The sequence below is a fragment of the Flavobacterium glaciei genome, from assembly GCF_003350545.1.
Taxonomy (GTDB): Bacteria; Bacteroidota; Bacteroidia; order Flavobacteriales; family Flavobacteriaceae; genus Flavobacterium; species Flavobacterium glaciei.
The window spans coordinates 115,433-133,325 of sequence record NZ_QQBA01000008.1 but is presented as its reverse complement, the minus strand read 5'-3'; the positions used below and the strand labels follow the sequence as shown (position 1 = coordinate 133,325).

The window sequence follows — 17,893 nt, the reverse complement described above, 5'->3', positions numbered from 1 at the left end:
CACATAGAAACATAGAAATTAATTTAATTTTTGATTTAAATGGGTTCTGAACAGTCGAAATTTAGGTGACATAGAAAAAAAGCCAATGCTTTTTTTTCTATTGTGAACTCTTATCATCGTCAAAATTTGTTTTTTCAGGAATAAACACTATGTTTCTATGTGGTTTAAACTTCAACTTATTTTAATGCGTTTGACCTTTAATTCATACAAACAAAAAGACCTCTCATCACTGAAAGGTCTTTTAAAAATATTTAATACAATCTGTCCCGCCCAAAAGCGGGATAAGCGATTCACACATTTTTTGCAATGCAAAAAGTGGTTCTCTGCTTACATATTACGTCTATACTGCCCACCTACTTCAAATAATGCAGATGTGATTTGTCCCAAAGAACAAACCTTTGTTGCTTCCATTAAATGTTCGAATAAGTTTTGGTTTTTTATAGCAGCTTCCTGAAGCGTATTTAAATGCTCATTTACTAAATCCTGATTAGACTGGTGTAAATGGTTCAACATATCAATTTGATATTGTTTTTCTTCTTCCGTAGCACGAATTACTTCCGCTGGAATTACTGTTGGAGAACCTTTAGAACTCAAGAAGGTATTCACCCCAATAATTGGGAATTCACCAGTATGTTTCAACGTTTCATAATACAAACTTTCTTCCTGAATTTTACTTCTTTGGTACATCGTTTCCATTGCACCAAGAACACCGCCACGTTCGGTAATTCTGTCGAATTCTTGTAAAACTGCAGCTTCCACTAAATCTGTCAATTCTTCGATGATGAAAGCACCTTGAATTGGGTTTTCATTTTTGGCCAAACCTAATTCTTTATTGATAATCAACTGAATCGCCATCGCACGACGCACTGATTCTTCTGTAGGTGTTGTAATTGCTTCATCATACGCATTGGTATGCAATGAATTACAGTTGTCATATATCGCATACAACGCTTGCAAAGTCGTACGAATATCATTGAAATCTATTTCTTGTGCGTGCAAAGAACGTCCTGATGTCTGAATGTGGTATTTCAACATTTGCGCACGTTCGTTAGCACCATATTTATTTTTCATGGCTTTCGCCCAAATTTTACGTGCTACACGACCAATAACGGCATACTCCGGATCTACTCCATTTGAAAAGAAGAAGGATAAATTTGGTCCAAAATCATTGATGTTCATTCCACGACTTAAATAATATTCCACATACGTGAAACCATTAGAAAGTGTGAAAGCCAATTGTGTAATTGGATTTGCACCCGCTTCGGCAATGTGATATCCTGAGATAGAAACCGAATAGAAGTTTCTAACATTCTTAGCAATAAAATATTCCTGTACGTCACCCATCAATCTAAGGGCAAATTCTGTAGAGAAAATACACGTATTTTGTGCCTGATCTTCTTTAAGAATATCTGCTTGAACGGTTCCACGAACTTGAGATAACGTTCTTGCTTTGATTTCGTCATACACTTCCAAAGGTAAAACCTGATCTCCAGTAACGCCCAAAAGCATCAATCCTAATCCGTTGTTCCCTTCAGGTAAATCCCCTTGATAATGCGGTCTTTCGACTCCTTTATCTTTGTATATTTTGTTGATTTTTGCTTCAACTTCTTTTTCAAGACCATTTTCTTTGATGTAGAATTCACATTGCTGATCAATTGCCGCATTCATGAAAAAGCCTAATAACATAGGCGCTGGCCCATTAATAGTCATACTAACCGAAGTCATGGCATGTACCAAATCAAAACCAGAATATAGCTTTTTAGCATCATCCAAACAACAGATAGAAACACCAGCGTTACCGATTTTCCCATAAATATCTGGACGAACATGTGGATCATTTCCGTATAAAGTTACACTGTCAAAAGCAGTTGACAATCGTTTTGCTGGCAATCCCGCACTTACATAATGAAAACGTTTGTTAGTTCTTTCTGGTCCACCTTCTCCGGCAAACATACGAGAAGGATCTTCTCCCTCACGCTTGAAAGGATACAAACCTGCGGTGAAAGGAAATTCTCCAGGAACATTTTCCTGCAAACACCAACGTAAAATATCACCCCAAGCTTTGTACTTTGGCAATGCAATTTTCGGGATTTGAGAATGTGAAAGTGACTCCGTATGCGTAGCCATTTTTATTTCCCTGTCACGAACTTTAAACGTATAAACTGGATTTTTGTACTTGTTTACTTTTTCGTCCCAAGTCAAAATGATTTCCCAATTGTACGGATCCAAATCCATTTTTACTTTATCAAACTGATTCAGCAAAAGATTCAAAAAGATTTTGTCCTCAGCAGCACTTAGTTTTTCAGATTCCAAAGCACTTGGCAAAACCGAATCATCATTGATTCCTGCTTTGTTTAACTCAGGAGTTTTTTTAGCTACCGTTTCAATCGTTTTATAAATTCCGTATAATTTCTGGGCAACTTGTTCTTGACTTACAGCCGTAACATCATATTTACGGTTACTTTCGGCAATTTCAGATAAATAACGTGTTCTGTGTGGTGGAATAACGAAAATCTTCTCGCTCATTTCACGCGTGATTTGAAACGTTGATTTCAAATCAGAATTTGTTTTTTCATGGACTTTATCCATAATCGCTTTGTAAAGCGTATTCATACCAGGATCGTTAAACTGAGAAGCAATCGTCCCAAAAACCGGAAGTGAATCTAAATTAGCATCCCAAAGATTGTGGTTGCGTTGGTATTGTTTTTTCACGTCTCTCAATGCATCAAGAGAACCGCGTTTGTCGAATTTATTGATGGCTACCAAATCAGCAAAATCAAGCATGTCGATTTTTTCCAATTGGGTTGCAGCACCAAATTCTGGTGTCATTACATATAAAGATACATCAGAATGGTCCATAATCTCTGTATCAGACTGTCCAATTCCGGATGTCTCCAAGATAATGATGTCATAATTTGCCGCTTTGATTACTTGAATAGCATCTGCAACATATTTAGATAAAGCCAAATTGGATTGACGTGTAGCCAAAGAACGCATATACACACGAGGATTATTGATTGCATTCATTCGGATTCTATCTCCTAAAAGTGCTCCACCCGTTTTACGTTTAGATGGATCTACAGAAATTAAACCGATCGTTTTTTCAGGGAAATCAATAAGAAAACGACGAACTAACTCATCTACTAGTGATGATTTTCCTGCTCCTCCAGTTCCTGTAATTCCCAGAACCGGAATTGTGCTGTTCTCATTCTTTTTTTGGATAGCTTCCAAAGTTTTTGCCGCTACATCAGGAAAATTCTCTGCTGATGAAATAATTCTGGCTATTGCTTTTGGATTTTTTTCTTCCAAATGATTGATTTCATCTGTCAGTTTATCGCCAACAGCATAATCAGATTGTTGTACTAAATCGTTTATCATTCCTTGCAAACCTAAAGCACGTCCGTCATCAGGAGAATAAATTCTTGTGATTCCATAGGCTTGTAATTCGGCAATTTCAGAAGGCAGAATTACACCACCACCACCACCAAATATCTTAATTTGCCCTGCTCCTTTTTCCTGAAGCAAGTCATACATGTATTTGAAATATTCGTTGTGTCCTCCTTGATAAGAAGTTATTGCGATAGCATTTGCATCTTCCTGAATCGCTGTATTGACCACTTCTTCCACGCTACGATCGTGACCCAAATGGATTACCTCAACACCTGTAGACTGAATTATTCTACGCATGATGTTGATTGCCGCATCGTGACCGTCAAAAAGAGCTGCAGCGGTTACTATTCTTACTTTATTGTTAGGGATATATGGTTTTTGTTGTTCCATTTTATGAATATGATAATTTAAGCCTGCAATTTACAATTTTATTTTAAAAATTATTTGATGTTACTACTCGTTGTTAATAAATAAGAAAGAATTTTGTTATTTAGCCCCGATTGTCCCGAAGCCTCGGGAGGCTTTTTTTTAGCCGTAGTTTTTATACATCGGGAATACAGCGAAAAGCGGGATAAATCGTGATTAATAAAACTAAAGTTTGTGCTCCTAAAGAATAGTTGGCTTTATTTTTGAATAAGTAGTATTTTTACGAATGCCGTTTGGCAAATTAATCAATAAAGAATTTACGATGAAGAAAATTTTAATTTTAGCGGTAGCGATCTCACTTTCCAGTTGTGCCGAAATGCAACAAGTTATGAATCAATTCCCACAAGTACAAGGAATTGGCGGTATTGATATTTCAGGTGGATTAAAGGAAGCGCTGAATAATGGAATTTCGAAACAGGTTACCAAACTGACCACAACCGATGGTTTTTTCAGAAATGAAGCTGTAAAAATTTTATTGCCAGAAGAATTAAGAAAAGTAGACGCGGGTTTGAGAAGAATTGGACTTAGTTCTTTGGCTGATGAAGGCTTGAAAGTATTGAATCGTGCTGCTGAAGATGCGGTAAAGGAAGCTACTCCAATATTTGTTGATGCCGTAAGAAACATGACATTTATGGATGCCAAAACAATTTTGATGGGAAATGAAAATTCGGCGACGAATTATTTACAAAACAGCACTACGACGGCTTTGTACGGAAAATTTAATCCAGTGATTAAAAATTCATTTACAAAAGTAGGTGCAGATAAAGTTTGGACCAATATTATTACAAAATACAACAGCATTCCTCTGGTAAATAAAGTAAATCCTGATTTGACGGATTACGTTACGAATCAAGCACTGATTGGCGTTTTTAAAATGGTTGCCGTTGAAGAGAAAAACATCAGAACCAATTTGAGTGCTAGAACATCCGTTTTATTACAAAAAGTTTTTGCCATGCAGGACAACAAATAGATTGAAATTGGGCTGTCTTTTTTTAAACATAAAACAGCCCAATCCAACTTTTTTATAAAAACAAATACGTTTAGTTTTGAAAAATACTATTCAATACTAAGAACAAAGCAGAAAATAAAACCCTAATGCAGAAAATTACAATCCTAATCCATTGCAAAGATCAAAAAGCAATTATTGCCTCCGTTACAAATTATATTTCCACTATTGATGGGAATATTATTTATTTAGACCAACACGTTGATGCCGATGAAAATGTATTTTTCATGCGTTTAGAATGTGAATTCAATGCTAAAAACTGGGATATAGAAGCTATTAAAACTGATTTTCAAGCTAAGCTAGCTTCTCCGTTCCAAATGTCATGGGAAATGTATACCCAAGATGAAAAACCAAGAATGGCTTTGTTTGTATCTAAATACGACCATTGCTTGTATGACATTTTAGGACGTTACAGCGCTGCCGAATTACCTCTTGAAATTCCTTTAATAATAAGCAATCACGAGGATTTGAAGTGTGTGGCAGAACGTTTTTCTATTCCGTTTCATTATGTTCCTTTCACGAAAGATATTAAAGCAGAGGGCGAACAAAAGCAAATGGATTTATTAAAAGAATATAAAATTGACTTTATTGTTTTAGCACGCTACATGCAAATTATCACCCCAAATTTGATTGCAAAATACAAGAATCAAATCATCAATATTCATCACTCGTTTCTTCCAGCCTTTCCTGGTGCTAAACCGTATCATTCTGCTTATAAGCGTGGTGTAAAAATCATTGGTGCCACCAGCCATTATGTGACCGAAGGATTGGATGAAGGTCCGATTATTGAGCAGGATATTGCCCGAGTTTCACACAGTCATTCCATAGAAGATTTTATTATGAAAGGACGAGATTTAGAACGTATGGTTTTGGCCAGAGCCATAAAATTGCATGCCGAAAGAAAAACAATGGTTTATGACAATAAAACGGTGGTATTTTTATAAACGTAATCTTTTTTAGAATAGTTTACTTCTCACTTTTTGGCATCTAAACTATGTTATTATCCATAGAAAATGAGATGAGTAATAAAAAATTAAAGAAACTTAACTTATGTACAACAAAGTAATAACAAAATCTTAACAGCAAAACATCTAATAATGAGTGACCTTTGTAAAGTAATAAACTGGTTATTTATTATTTTGGTTTTGGTTAGTTAAAGAATCGCCTGCATGTACAATGCAGGCTATTTTTTTATCTAGCAGTGTTCATAAAAGAAAGTACTGCGTCATTAAAAGCATTAGGTTGCTCTACATTTACAACATGTCCACAATTTTGAATCACAAAGAGTTTTGACGATTTATAATGATTCTCGACAACTTTCCTAACCGATGGCAAAAACATATAATCCTCTTCACCCATAACATAAAGCGTAGGAATATTTAATTCTACTTGACGGAACCATTTTAGCACCGGGTTTATTTCGGCAGTGAGTTTAAACCACTTTATAAATTCTTTTTGGTATAATTTTTTGGCCTCGTTAATAAAAAGAACGCGAGACTGCTTATGACTTTTTTTAGGCATTATCACAAATGCAAAAAACTTATATAAAACCAAATAAGGCAATACGTATTTAAACATATTTCCCAATCGCATCAATACTTGAGAACGAAAATTCATCTTGAGGATAGCCCCGCCCAGAATCATACTTTGCACCCGTTCTGGATACATTTCTGCTAATTGTCTGATGAGGATTGTTCCCAAGGAAATCCCAACAAAATGTGATTTTTTGATTTTAAGAAAGTCTAAAACCTCAAGAATATCATTGGCCAAAGCCGAAAAAGTATATTTCTGTTTGAAAGCGGTTTTTAAAGTAGGTTTGGACTCCCCGTGACCACGCAAATCCAATAACAATACATTATACTGTTTTTTAAAATCACGAATTTGCTTAAACCATATAGAAGAACTCCCACCGGCACCATGAACAAAAGTTACCCATTGATCGTTGTTTTTATTTTCGTAAATGGTATAATTAATCACTTGTTTTTTTTGTAAAAATAGGACTTTAATTTTAAATCCCAATCTTAACAAAAAATAATGCTTGTTTTATAATTGTATGACGTAAATTTGCAGAAAATTTACACCCATGAAAGGATTATTGAAAGAGAAAAGTGAAATAGAAAAGCTTAAAAGAGAATACCAACTACTCTCAGAACTAAATTTCAACATCGAAAAAGCTACCATCAAGTCAACTGTTCCAACAGAAGAATTGATTTTAGAAGAATGCGAATTATAATTTAAGATGCATTTTTTTAAAATATTCAAAAGCTTTTAGCAATCGGCTTCCGTGCCAAGAAAACATTTCGCCATCAACAAATACTGTTTTTGCATGATGCGTAAATCGACCAATCTCAAAAGCTTCTTCTTCCTTGAAAGGAAAGGGCTCTGAGGAAAGGAAAACTAAATCCGGATCACCTTCTAAACGTATTTTTTTGAGTTCGATTTCCGGGTAACGCCCTTTATTCTCATAGATGTTATGAAAGTGATTTAGCCTCAGTAATTCATTGATAAAATTATTTGAACCTGCAGCCATAAAAGGGTCTTTCCAAATGAAATACGCTACTTTTTTTGCGGGCTTATCTTTGATAAAATTTTTAAAATCGCTCAAGGCAAAAGCTAATTTGTCGTTCCATTTTTGGGCTTCGGTTCTACAATTAAAAAGCTGACCAAAGTCGGTTATCATTTGAAAATTATCTTCAATCGTAATGATGTCCGTTACCCAAACTGTACAAATCTTTCGCAATTCTTCGACAATTTCTTGTGTGTTTTCCTCTTTATTACAAATGATAATATCCGGTTGCAGCAATCTGATTTTCTCGTAATGCACTTTCTTGGTTCCACCTACGATTTTCTTCACTGATTTAAAGTGATACGGATTCACGCAGAATTTAGTAATGCCTATAATACGGTCTTCCAAACCTAAATCATACAACAATTCTGTTTGGGATGGAACTAATGAAATTATACGTTTTGGTGACGTTTCAAAAGAATGGAAAATTCCGAGCTGGTCTGTAAGAGTTTTTTGTTTCAAGTTTTAAGTTTAAGAGTGTTCGAATTAAAACATCAATTTACCGTTTTTTAACCATTAAGAAATTAAGAAAAGTTAAGGTTTTAAAATTTAACCGCAAAGGACGCAAGGATTTTCGCAAAGCACACAATGTTTTCTTGTGTAAAATTTAAGATTTAACCATTAAGAAATTAAGAAAAATTAAGGTTTAATTTTTTAATTCAAATCGTAGCGCATTCTTAATGAAACTTAATTTCTTAATGGTTTAAAAAAAAGTCTCAGTTTAAAATTCTTCCTCTTTAAACCTTAAACCTTTTTAAACTTTAAACTCATTAACGCTTCCATTTCCTGTTGCATTTTCAATGCTTCTTCTCTGGCTTTTTCGGCAAAATCAGTTCCATTTGAAGCATAAATGATTCCTCTGGAAGAATTAATCAGCAATCCTACATTATCATTCATTCCATATTTACAAACTTCCGAGAGACTTCCGCCTTGCGCGCCGACTCCTGGAACCAATAAGAAACTATCTGGAACAATTTTGCGGATTTCAGTAAAGTATTCGGCTTTTGTAGCACCTACAACATACATCAGGTTTTCACTTTTTTTCCACGTTTTAGAGGTTTCTAACACTTGTTTGTACAATTCTTTAACTTCGACTCGGCTTCCATCTACGTTTAAAGTCTGAAAGTCGAACGCTCCTTGGTTTGAAGTCAAAGCCAACATAATCGTGTGTTTATTTTCGAAAGCTAAAAAAGGTTCCACCGAATCTTTTCCCATGTAAGGCGCAACGGTTACGCTGTCAAAATTTAAGTCTTCGAAAAAAGCTTTGGCATACATCGAAGAAGTATTTCCTATGTCACCACGTTTTGCATCAGCAATCGTGAAGATGTCCGGATAAGTTGTGTTGATGTAATTGATTGTTTTCTGCAATGACATCCACCCTTTTATTCCGTAAGCTTCATAAAAAGCGGTATTTGGCTTGTAGGATACCGTCAAGTCATGCGTGGCATCAATTATGGCTTTATTGAATTCAAAAATCGGGTCTTCTAATTCTAATAAATGCTTTGGAATTTTGTTCAAATCAACATCAAGTCCTACAGCAAGGAATGATTTCTTGATTTTGATTTGGTCAATAAGTTGTTGTGTAGTCATTTTTATGAGTTGTGAGGCAAAATTACAAACATAGATTCAAAATCAATTACAATCCTGTAATAAAATCGAATTTAATTATCAAAATCAAATTAGATCATCGCTGTGTGCAGAAATTACAATAAAAGAAAAAAAAGAGAAATTTATAAAGAAAAAGCAAGAAATATTTTTTTGATTTTTTACTGCTAAATAAACATTGTCACTTATGAAAATCAGTACAGATTAAAACCCAAATAAAATTGAAGCTTAGAAAGACTATTAAAAAACTACAAAAACTTACGAATGCTAACCTTTTTTTTACATTTCTTAAAAAAAGTTAGTATAAAGATTTTCCAATTTTAAAAACCTAACATTCAAGGCCTGACGTTTAGGGAAATAATTACTATTTAAGCAAAAGTAGCTTTTAAATCTTTTTTTTTGAAAAAAAAAAAACTCCAAGAATAATTTATACTTGAATTTAAAAGCAAGCTTTTATATCTTTACTGTTAAACAAAAGTCTTTATGCAAGTATATTTAAAATTTGATTATGTTCAACTGACAAAAAAAATTGTACAGGAAAAACTATCCGAATTGGGATATAAATTTAACATTATTGGGTTTGGTGAGTTTAATTTTTTAGAAAAAATACCACCTGAAAAATTGGATGAAATAACAACTATTTTCAAAGAATATGGAATAGAAATCGTTGAAAATCAAAAAAGAGTGTTAGTTCAAAAAATTAAAGATGCAATTGTTGAAATGGTTCATAGCGATAAGCCATTAAACGTAAAGAGCTCTGTGTATATTGCGGACAAGTTAAATCTTAGTTACGCGTATTTGTCAAATGTTTTTTCAGAAGTCACATACACTTCCATTGAAAATTTTGTTATTCTTCAAAAAATAGAATTAGCTAAACAATTAATGATTAATACATCGCTCAATTTAACTGAAATTTCCATTAAGTTGAATTATTCGAGCGTAGCACACTTGAGCTCCCAATTTAAGCATACTACAGGAATGACACCCTCAGCATTTCAGAGAATTATCAATAAAAGAAGAGAATTAACTACTAAAAATAAAAGTTAAACACACATATATATGAATACTGATTTTATAAATATTTGTCTTGCAGACGATGACGAAGACGACAGACTATTTTTTACGGATGCCTTTGATGAATTAAAAATGAATACAAAAGTGAGTACTTTTAACGATGGGGTTGAATTGATGAATTATTTAAATAATGAAGATTCTGTCTTGCCTAGCGTATTATTTTTAGATTTAAACATGCCAAAAAAAAATGGTGTTGAATGTTTATTGGAAATAAAAAAAAATGAAAAACTAAATGGTATTGCCATTGCGATTTATTCCACCTCATCATCAGAAGAACATATTGAAGAAACCTTTATAAATGGTGCTAATATTTACATAAAAAAACCTAATGATTTCGAGGAATTAAAAAAAATACTTTCGGAAGTGGTGACCATCAATTGGCAATATCACACTTCTGGTTTAAACAAAGACAATTTTTTAATGCGAATGTAGCATGAAATATACTCAACTTCATAAATCACCTGTTTTTTTAAAAATAATGTTTGTTATCTCGGTAGCGATTATTTTTTTTATTGGCGGGATTACATTCAAGCACATTACAGTTTTAAAAAAATCGTCGGCATTTGTGAGTAACAGCTATGAGGTTAATGCTGAACTTGAACGTTTGATTTCATATATTAAAGATGCAGAAACCGGGCAAAGAGGCTACATTTTGAGTAATGATAAAAGCTTTTTGGAACCCTATTATAATTCGAGAGTATTAGTAAGAAAATCGTATGAAAGAGTTTCTAAATTAACTTCAAACAGCAGGACGCAACAAAGCAATTTAAAAAAACTGTTGTATTTTATTAACAAAAAACAAAATTACCTTTCTAAGTCGTTATATATGATTGAGCAGGGTAAATTTGAAAAAAACACTTTTAAAAACTACTCAATTATTGGTAAACAAACAATGGATTCTATTCGCTTCAAAGTAGAAGACATGATGAAAACCCAGCAGATGCTCTTGAAAAGTAGGCAACACGACTACAAATCAACAATGAATTATACACCGCTGCTCATTTATTTGACATTAATTGTAACATTGATTCTAATTACTGTTGCTTTTATTAAAATGAATAATAATTTAGTATTACTAAAAAATACAATTAACACTCTTTCTGTTGCTAATGAAGCTAATAATCTTGCAGAAATCGTTAGTAGATCTGGAAGTTGGCAACTAAATTTGGAAACAGAAACTTATACTTTTTCAGATAATGAATATCGGTTATTGGGTTGCGAACCACAATCTTTTGAAGCTAGTTTGGAATCTTTCTTAAACTTTATTCATCCCGAGGATTTAGAATTTGTAGTTCAAAAAACCAAAAACATTCTTACAGAAAATGACCTTGCTCCTTTTACGTTCCGAATTATTAGAAAAGATGGAGAAATACGTTATTTCAGAGCTTTAGGAAGAATGGTATCAATTGCTTCAGGTGACAAAACTTTAATAGGCACGACAAGCGATGTAACTGAAGAAGTCTACGCTCAAAACCTGATGGAAGAACGAAATAGAGAATTAGAAATCAACAACAAAGAATTAACTGCTTTTAACTATATAGCAAGTCATGATTTGCAAGAACCGCTCCGAAAAATTGAAACTTTCCTATCACGATTAATTAGTAAAGATTATAATAATTTATCAAAATCCGGACAGCAATCTGTTTCTAGTATTCAATCCTCAGCAAATAGAATGCGAAATCTTATTCATGATTTATTACAATTTTCGAGAACAAATAAAGGAGAGAAAGTTTTTGAAGAAACGGATTTAAATGTTTTATTTGAAAATGCTAAGCAAGAATTAAATCAAATTATAGAGGACAAAAAAGCAATTGTAGAAAGTGATGAATTACCAATTTTGAAAGTAATTCCATTTCAAATTCAGCAGTTGTTCATCAATTTAATAAGCAATTCTTTGAAATACAGCAAAGTAGAAATTGCACCAATTATCAAAATTAACACTAGGATAATCACACACAACGACGAAGAGTTCCTGCCGAACCACAACTCTAAATATTACAAAATTACAATTGAAGACAACGGGATTGGGTTTGATCAGCAATATGCTAAAAAGATTTTTATTCTCTTTAATAGACTTCATAACAAAAACGAGTACGAAGGAACTGGAATTGGTCTTGCCATTTGCAAAAAAATAGTTGAAAACCACAAAGGATTTATACTTGCAAACGGAACTCATAATGAAGGTGCAACGTTTATCATTTATCTTCCCGTAAGCTAAAAAAGTTTTTTATAAAGGATCATATTTTGGTAATCCAACTGTAACTTACTTTAGAACATCATCTTCATATACAAGAAAATAATTTGCGATAGCGTTTTCGATTTTTAAAAAACTAACTTAGGATTACTTTTAAGTTATCTTTCCTATTTATACTATTTTTCTAAGACCCCATATTTAAATTCTGTAATAATATTCGAAATTGATGTAACAACCAATCAATCCAACCATTGCATCTTTGTAAAACAAAAACGAACACTTTAAAAATATACAAAGATGAAAAACTTAAAGAAAGTATTAGCTGTTGTATTAATGACATTAGGAACAACAACTGCAATTAAAGCACAAGAAACTAGAGCATCATTAGGAATAAAAGGAGGTTTAAACATGTCTAATTTATATACTAAAGATGTTGACGACGAAAATGTTCTGGCAGGTTTCAATATTGGTTTATTTGCACAACTTCCTATAACAGCAAGCCTATCATTACAACCAGAAGTTAGTTACACTACAAAAGGAGCGGAACTACAATACGACAATGCTTTTGCACAGGGAACTGGAAAATTCAGACTGAATTATATTGAAGTTCCTGTATTGTTGAAAGCAAACCTAACTAAGAATTTCAATGTACAATTTGGTCCTTACGCAGCTTTTCTGGTAGACTCAAAAATTACTAACGAATCTGCAGATGGATCTTACAACTTTGAAGACAATATCGATAAAGACGATTTAAATACATTTGATTTTGGGGTCGCTGCTGGAGTTGGATTTGATTTTGACACCTTTGGAATTGGTGCCAGATACAATTATGGATTAAGTACAGTTGGAAAAGAAAGAACAGTTCTTGGTCAAACATACACTATCCCAGATTCTAAAAATAGTGTACTTAGTCTGTATGCAGCAATAAAATTTTAAAAAATAACCACAAATCAAAATGTCATGTCAAATTTACTATACACAATTGCGGTGGTACTTGTAATCCTTTGGGCGTTAGGGTTCTTTGTTTATAGCGTGGGCAGCATGATTCATTTTTTATTGGTCATAGCAGTGATAGCCATTTTATTACGAGTAATAAAAGGATAAATAATTTATATTTTAAATACTAAAATCATGAAAAACAAAAATTTAGTAGCAGGAATACTAGGCGGTTTAGTAATTGGATCAGCTTTAGGAATACTATTCGCCCCAGCGAAAGGTTGCGAAACCAGAAAAAAAATTGCGGATAAAAGCAGAGATTTAAAAGATATTACCAAAGATTCTTCCGAAAAATGGGCACAAAAAATTACCCAAACAGTAAGACAACTCAAAACGGATTCGGAACAATTACTTGAAAATAATTCAAAAATTTTATAAGAAGAAATTGCAAATAATAACAATTTAAAAAATATCTATAAAAACCAATAATTTAAATTCATAATCGTTTCAAACGAACTTTTTACATAACCGAAAAGTTACTTATTTATTTCAAATATTAATTAAAACACACAATCATGAAAAACACATTCAATATCAAAACAGTTTTCACAACATTAGCAATCGCGTTAGGAATTGCTACGACAAGTGCGCAGGAAGTACAAAATTATGATCAGGGATTCCGTCTTGGATTTGGAATCAACGCAGGACTTCCTCTTGAAAACCCATACGATTTCAATTTGGGTGCAGATGCGAGACTCCAATATGATTTATCAAAAATATATTCGTTAACGTTAACTACTGGATTCAATAATATGTTTGTGTCAGGTGACAACAATGACTTGGGTTATATTCCTGCAAAAGCCGGTTTTAAAGCATTTGTCCTTAAAGACCAATTGTATTTGATGGGAGAGGTAGGTGCCGCATTTGCAGTGACAAACGGATATAATGACACCTCTTTACTGTTAAGTCCAGCCATTGGATATGCAACTGACAAAATTGACATCAGTTTGAGATACGAACATTTTAATGACTTTCCAGTAATTAAAAACAACGTTGTAAAGGATGGTTTAGGCCAAATATCGCTTCGATTGGCATACGGTTTCAAACTATAATGTAAACCCAAAATGAAAAATGCACTAGCACTATTCGGTTTTTTATTCCTGATAATCACTTTTACTTCTTGTAAAAGTGATAAAGAAAAAAAAGCCGAACTAGTTACAAACAAATACGTTCGCTTTGTAGATTCTGTCACACAAAAAACTACTGCAGACGCAGCAGCCAATTGGTCAACTATTGAAAAATATTTTGAAAAACAATCAACGGAACTCAATAGCACAATTGATCAATTAGAAAATACAGCAGCCTTTGATGCCAAAATAGACTCTGCAACAGCCAAATATGAAGCGTTCAGAAATTCTATTCGAGAACGAAAAAAAAATTTAAAAGGCACAAACCTTTTAGAAAAATAATATTGGTTAGTTATGAATGCAAAAAAACCAGCAGAAAGAAATTTTTGCTGGTTTTTGTATAGTATCACATTATGTTTTTTTAAAAAACTTCGCTGGCTTCTTTTAGTTTTTCCATGTTGTTGACTAGCGCTAATTCATCTACAATTTTCTGAATATCACCATTCATGATATTTCCTAAATCGTACAACGTCAAACCTACACGGTGATCCGTTACACGACCTTGAGCGTAATTGTAAGTACGGATTTTAGCCGAACGGTCACCTGAACTTACCTGAGAGGTACGTGTTGTAGCATCTTCCGCTTGTTTTTTGGCTAATTCTTGTTCGTACAAACGGGAACGCAAAACGCCAAAAGCTTTATCTTTATTCTTGTGTTGTGATTTCTGATCCTGGCATTGCGCCACTAATCCGGTTGGAATGTGCGTCAAACGAACCGCAGATTTAGTAGTATTTACAGATTGTCCACCAGGTCCTGACGAACAAAAGAAATCCACACGCACATCATTCATATCAATTTGTACATCAAATTCCTCTGCTTCTGGCAAAACCATAACTGTCGCTGCTGATGTGTGAACACGTCCTTGCGTTTCCGTTTGCGGTACACGTTGCACACGGTGCACACCCGCTTCAAACTTCAAAGTTCCGTAAACATCCTCACCGGTAACTTCAAAAATCACCTCTTTAAATCCACCAGATGTTCCCTCGTTCATATCCACCACAGAAGTTCTCCAACCTCTGTTTTCACAATATTTCGTATACATACGGAACAAATCCCCGGCAAAAATACTCGCTTCATCCCCACCCGTTCCGGCACGAATCTCCACCATAACATTTTTAGCATCTTCAGGGTCTTTAGGAATCAACATAAATTTGATTTCTTCCTCCAATTCCGGCAATCTTTCTTTTGCTTCTTCCAGTTGCATTTTGGCCATTTCGGTCATATCCGCATCACTATTATCGGCAATTATTTCGTTTGCTTCATCGATATTCGCCATCAAAATAACGTATTCATCGCGCTTTTCAGCTAAAGCTTTTAAACTTTTGTACTCTTGATTCAATTGCACATAACGCTTCTGATCTGAGATTACATCCGGCTGAATAATCAAATCCGAAATCTCATCGAAACGTTGTTTTACTATTTGAAGTCTATCTAACATTTTCTTAGTCCTTTTATTGGAGTGCAAAAATACGAAAAAAGTATTCAGTTTGCAAGGCTCGTTTTTGGCGTATTCCCCATCCATTTAAAACTTTCTAGACACAAAGCCATCGATAACACAAACACTACAATGATAGAAACTTTAAACAGTAAACTTTTAACCAGTTAAACTCTTTTTAGGAGCTGTTTCCTGCTGTCATTCTAATCTTTATTGATAAAACTTGCTTCGCGTTTTATCAATAAAGGATTTTCCCTTCCATCAGGGCTAGGGAATTTGTGTTAAAATAATTGCGTTTACGGTTTCCCGTAAAGTTGATAAAACAAAAGGAAGTAGTTTTGAGAATGATATAAAACTGATATATTTTTATCAGTATTTTCGGAAGAAAGTTATATGTTTGAAAATAACTAATGACGCTCATCAGAAAAAACAACACAGTTTATGGATAATAAGTCATTTATCTTCAAACATATACGTAAATTACTAGCTAGTTAAAAAAACATGAAACAAGTAACATTTAGAGGTACTGGACAATTAAATGGTCCAATAATTATTAATAAAACTATTGAATTAGACGATAGAACAGCATCTACTTTAACAGGATTAAAAAGAGATGAAGTTAAATTAGCAATTTTAGCAATTCATTTTCCAGGTGTGAGAATTAAACCTAATCAAATAGTATGCGATATAGAAGCCATTCGATTGCCTAAAACAACAAAAGTTCAAAAAAACGAATATGAAAAAAAAACAAATTACAGTAAACAAAAAAGTTCATTTTCATTACTCAGCATTATTTTATGGCTGCTTTTTTTTCCCTTCAAATTAGCTTGGTGGTTGTTGAAAAAAACTTGGAATGAAAAACACGTATAAAATAATTTGAAATATAAATCAATTGAAAATGTATAAAGAAAGTTTTAAAGATTTAGTGAATTTCGCTGTAATTAAAAGTAATAATTTTTATAATAATCCAGAAAATGTAAACTCTCCAAATCCATACTTTATTGGTTTTGGTAATCCAAATGCTAAAATTTTAATTTTAGGTAAAGAAAAGGGGTTTGATAAAAATAATTTAAAACAATTAGAATATGAAAGTATAAATAATCCTAGAGAATGGGATAATTATATAAAAAATAATATTGGAAGTAATAAAAATAAATTTTACGATAGTGAAAATTACATAAATACGTTTTTTCCATATTTGAATAAAAATAAATCTGGTCATACTTGGAATAAATATTACACCTTATTAAATCATATTTATACTTCAATTCCAAAATCAGAAAATGAATTTTTTAGATATGCTTTTTTAAGTGAAATTAATTTTATTCCTTCGAAATATAGCGAAATTAAAAGATTTGATAATTTTGAACGCTTAAATATGTTAAATAACAAATTCTTTAAATCTTTTGAAATTATTATTTTAGCTTGTGGAAGTTATCTAGAAAAAGAACAAATAGAGAATATTTTTAGTGTAAGTTATTATGAAAGCATTCTTAAAAAAAGAGAGAATATTCACATTTATCAAAATTCAAATCAAATTCTAATAAATACTAGACAGTTGAGTATGGATACTAGTAATGATTTATTAATTAAAATTGCAGAATTAACTAAAAATAAGCTTTAATAATTTATAAAAAAGAATTAGTGGAAACCGATCTCTCAAATACCAGCTCTGCGAAGTATGAATAAGTCGTATCCGCAATTATAAACGTGACTGCTCTGCGAAGTCTCTGACTTCGTAGCCATCCCAATAATCAACAAACCCCGCTGGCGCTAACGGAATGTCATTAAGTTAAGAGTTTATTTGTCTTTCCGACGAAGGAGGAATCTCTGTTTGTTGCTCTCGTTTGTTGCCATTCCTCCTTCGTCGGAATGACAAAATCATGGGAATATCCAAGCTCTGCGAAGTATTAATAAGTCGTATCCGGAATTATAAACGTGACTGCTCTGCAAAGTCTCTGACTTCGTAGCCATCCCAATAATCAACAAACCCCACTGGCGCTCGTTGAATGTCATTAAGTTAAGAGTTTATTTGTCATTCCGACGAAGGAGGAATCTCTGTTTGTTGCTCTCG

Annotated in this window: 18 protein-coding genes; 13 read left to right on the top strand and 5 right to left on the bottom strand. The window is 33.1% G+C overall.

Annotated features, from left to right (window positions below):
• Window positions 1-327: 327 nt before the first annotated feature.
• Window positions 328-3,780, bottom strand: a complete 3,453-nt coding sequence (locus DFR66_RS08865; RefSeq protein WP_114754480.1) for a methylmalonyl-CoA mutase family protein — start codon at window positions 3,778-3,780, stop codon at window positions 328-330.
• Between the two features lie 298 nt (window positions 3,781-4,078).
• On the opposite strand from DFR66_RS08865, the gene DFR66_RS08860 reads away from it, so the two are divergent.
• Together DFR66_RS08860 and purU are read left to right on the top strand one after the other, a co-directional pair.
• Window positions 4,079-4,786, top strand: a complete 708-nt coding sequence (locus DFR66_RS08860) for a DUF4197 domain-containing protein (RefSeq protein ID WP_114754511.1) — start codon at window positions 4,079-4,081, stop codon at window positions 4,784-4,786.
• Window positions 4,787-4,911: 125 nt separating this feature from the next.
• Entirely contained in the window at window positions 4,912-5,766 is an 855-nt protein-coding gene (purU, locus tag DFR66_RS08855; RefSeq protein ID WP_114754479.1) for a formyltetrahydrofolate deformylase, read from the top strand.
• 247 nt (window positions 5,767-6,013) lie between these two features.
• Here the strand turns inward: purU and DFR66_RS08850 are convergent, their stop codons facing one another.
• The gene (locus tag DFR66_RS08850; protein ID WP_114754510.1) at window positions 6,014-6,799 is read right to left on the bottom strand and encodes an alpha/beta fold hydrolase; all 786 of its coding nucleotides are present in this window, start codon (window positions 6,797-6,799) and stop codon (window positions 6,014-6,016) included.
• A 106-nt stretch (window positions 6,800-6,905) separates the two neighbouring features.
• On the opposite strand from DFR66_RS08850, the gene DFR66_RS13910 reads away from it, so the two are divergent.
• Entirely contained in the window at window positions 6,906-7,055 is a 150-nt protein-coding gene (locus tag DFR66_RS13910; RefSeq protein ID WP_167400506.1) for a hypothetical protein, read from the top strand.
• Here the strand turns inward: DFR66_RS13910 and DFR66_RS08845 are convergent.
• Both DFR66_RS08845 and pyrF read right to left on the bottom strand, forming a co-directional pair.
• A complete protein-coding gene (locus DFR66_RS08845; protein WP_114754478.1) occupies window positions 7,050-7,850 on the bottom strand; it encodes an ABC transporter substrate-binding protein in 801 nt (266 codons plus the stop codon). The two genes, DFR66_RS13910 and DFR66_RS08845, sit on opposite strands and share 6 nt — an antisense overlap.
• A gap of 282 nt (window positions 7,851-8,132) precedes the next feature.
• Window positions 8,133-8,978 carry an orotidine-5'-phosphate decarboxylase gene (gene pyrF, locus DFR66_RS08840; protein WP_114754477.1) on the bottom strand — a complete coding sequence of 282 codons (846 nt, stop codon included), beginning with the start codon at window positions 8,976-8,978 and terminating at the stop codon, window positions 8,133-8,135.
• A gap of 498 nt (window positions 8,979-9,476) precedes the next feature.
• On the opposite strand from pyrF, the gene DFR66_RS08835 reads away from it, so the two are divergent.
• The 8 genes from DFR66_RS08835 (at window position 9,477) to DFR66_RS08800 (ending at window position 14,666) form a co-directional block, all read left to right on the top strand.
• Window positions 9,477-10,040, top strand: coding sequence for a helix-turn-helix domain-containing protein (locus tag DFR66_RS08835; RefSeq protein WP_114754476.1), 564 nt, complete (start codon window positions 9,477-9,479; stop codon window positions 10,038-10,040).
• 12 nt (window positions 10,041-10,052) lie between these two features.
• On the top strand, window positions 10,053-10,499 hold the full coding sequence (locus DFR66_RS08830; RefSeq protein WP_114754475.1) for a response regulator: 447 nt from the start codon (window positions 10,053-10,055) through the stop codon (window positions 10,497-10,499).
• A 1-nt stretch (window position 10,500) separates the two neighbouring features.
• On the top strand, window positions 10,501-12,285 hold the full coding sequence (locus tag DFR66_RS08825; RefSeq protein ID WP_114754474.1) for a sensor histidine kinase: 1,785 nt from the start codon (window positions 10,501-10,503) through the stop codon (window positions 12,283-12,285).
• 273 nt (window positions 12,286-12,558) lie between these two features.
• Window positions 12,559-13,197: a porin family protein gene (locus DFR66_RS08820; protein WP_114754473.1), complete on the top strand. Its 639-nt coding sequence runs from the start codon at window positions 12,559-12,561 to the stop codon at window positions 13,195-13,197.
• A 24-nt stretch (window positions 13,198-13,221) separates the two neighbouring features.
• Entirely contained in the window at window positions 13,222-13,365 is a 144-nt protein-coding gene (locus DFR66_RS08815) for a lmo0937 family membrane protein (RefSeq protein ID WP_114754472.1), read from the top strand.
• Window positions 13,366-13,392: 27 nt separating this feature from the next.
• Window positions 13,393-13,635: a YtxH domain-containing protein gene (locus DFR66_RS08810; RefSeq protein ID WP_114754471.1), complete on the top strand. Its 243-nt coding sequence runs from the start codon at window positions 13,393-13,395 to the stop codon at window positions 13,633-13,635.
• A 137-nt stretch (window positions 13,636-13,772) separates the two neighbouring features.
• Window positions 13,773-14,309 carry a hypothetical protein gene (locus DFR66_RS08805; RefSeq protein WP_242008653.1) on the top strand — a complete coding sequence of 179 codons (537 nt, stop codon included), beginning with the start codon at window positions 13,773-13,775 and terminating at the stop codon, window positions 14,307-14,309.
• Between the two features lie 12 nt (window positions 14,310-14,321).
• Window positions 14,322-14,666, top strand: a complete 345-nt coding sequence (locus DFR66_RS08800; protein WP_114754470.1) for a hypothetical protein — start codon at window positions 14,322-14,324, stop codon at window positions 14,664-14,666.
• A 79-nt stretch (window positions 14,667-14,745) separates the two neighbouring features.
• Here DFR66_RS08800 and prfA read toward each other — a convergent pair whose 3' ends face one another.
• On the bottom strand, window positions 14,746-15,822 hold the full coding sequence (prfA, locus tag DFR66_RS08795; protein ID WP_091174156.1) for a peptide chain release factor 1: 1,077 nt from the start codon (window positions 15,820-15,822) through the stop codon (window positions 14,746-14,748).
• A gap of 498 nt (window positions 15,823-16,320) precedes the next feature.
• Here prfA and DFR66_RS08790 point away from each other — a divergent pair, with 498 nt between their 5' ends.
• Entirely contained in the window at window positions 16,321-16,689 is a 369-nt protein-coding gene (locus DFR66_RS08790; protein WP_114754469.1) for a hypothetical protein, read from the top strand.
• Between the two features lie 28 nt (window positions 16,690-16,717).
• The gene (locus DFR66_RS08785) at window positions 16,718-17,443 is read left to right on the top strand and encodes a hypothetical protein (RefSeq protein WP_114754468.1); all 726 of its coding nucleotides are present in this window, start codon (window positions 16,718-16,720) and stop codon (window positions 17,441-17,443) included.
• Window positions 17,444-17,893: the final 450 nt, after the last annotated feature.

Excerpts from the sequence above, each read along its gene's own strand:
- DFR66_RS08865 (WP_114754480.1), bottom strand. The coding sequence starts at position 3,780 with ATGGAACAACAAAAACCATATATCCCTAACAATAAAGTAAGAATAGTA.
- DFR66_RS08860 (WP_114754511.1), top strand. The coding sequence starts at position 4,079 with ATGAAGAAAATTTTAATTTTAGCGGTAGCGATCTCACTTTCCAGTTGT.
- purU (WP_114754479.1), top strand. The coding sequence starts at position 4,912 with ATGCAGAAAATTACAATCCTAATCCATTGCAAAGATCAAAAAGCAATT.
- DFR66_RS13910 (WP_167400506.1), top strand. The coding sequence starts at position 6,906 with ATGAAAGGATTATTGAAAGAGAAAAGTGAAATAGAAAAGCTTAAAAGA.
- pyrF (WP_114754477.1), bottom strand. The coding sequence starts at position 8,978 with ATGACTACACAACAACTTATTGACCAAATCAAAATCAAGAAATCATTC.
- DFR66_RS08835 (WP_114754476.1), top strand. The coding sequence starts at position 9,477 with ATGCAAGTATATTTAAAATTTGATTATGTTCAACTGACAAAAAAAATT.
- DFR66_RS08830 (WP_114754475.1), top strand. The coding sequence starts at position 10,053 with ATGAATACTGATTTTATAAATATTTGTCTTGCAGACGATGACGAAGAC.
- DFR66_RS08825 (WP_114754474.1), top strand. The coding sequence starts at position 10,501 with ATGAAATATACTCAACTTCATAAATCACCTGTTTTTTTAAAAATAATG.
- DFR66_RS08820 (WP_114754473.1), top strand. The coding sequence starts at position 12,559 with ATGAAAAACTTAAAGAAAGTATTAGCTGTTGTATTAATGACATTAGGA.
- DFR66_RS08815 (WP_114754472.1), top strand. The coding sequence starts at position 13,222 with ATGTCAAATTTACTATACACAATTGCGGTGGTACTTGTAATCCTTTGG.
- DFR66_RS08810 (WP_114754471.1), top strand. The coding sequence starts at position 13,393 with ATGAAAAACAAAAATTTAGTAGCAGGAATACTAGGCGGTTTAGTAATT.
- DFR66_RS08805 (WP_242008653.1), top strand. The coding sequence starts at position 13,773 with ATGAAAAACACATTCAATATCAAAACAGTTTTCACAACATTAGCAATC.
- DFR66_RS08800 (WP_114754470.1), top strand. The coding sequence starts at position 14,322 with ATGAAAAATGCACTAGCACTATTCGGTTTTTTATTCCTGATAATCACT.
- prfA (WP_091174156.1), bottom strand. The coding sequence starts at position 15,822 with ATGTTAGATAGACTTCAAATAGTAAAACAACGTTTCGATGAGATTTCG.
- DFR66_RS08790 (WP_114754469.1), top strand. The coding sequence starts at position 16,321 with ATGAAACAAGTAACATTTAGAGGTACTGGACAATTAAATGGTCCAATA.
- DFR66_RS08785 (WP_114754468.1), top strand. The coding sequence starts at position 16,718 with ATGTATAAAGAAAGTTTTAAAGATTTAGTGAATTTCGCTGTAATTAAA.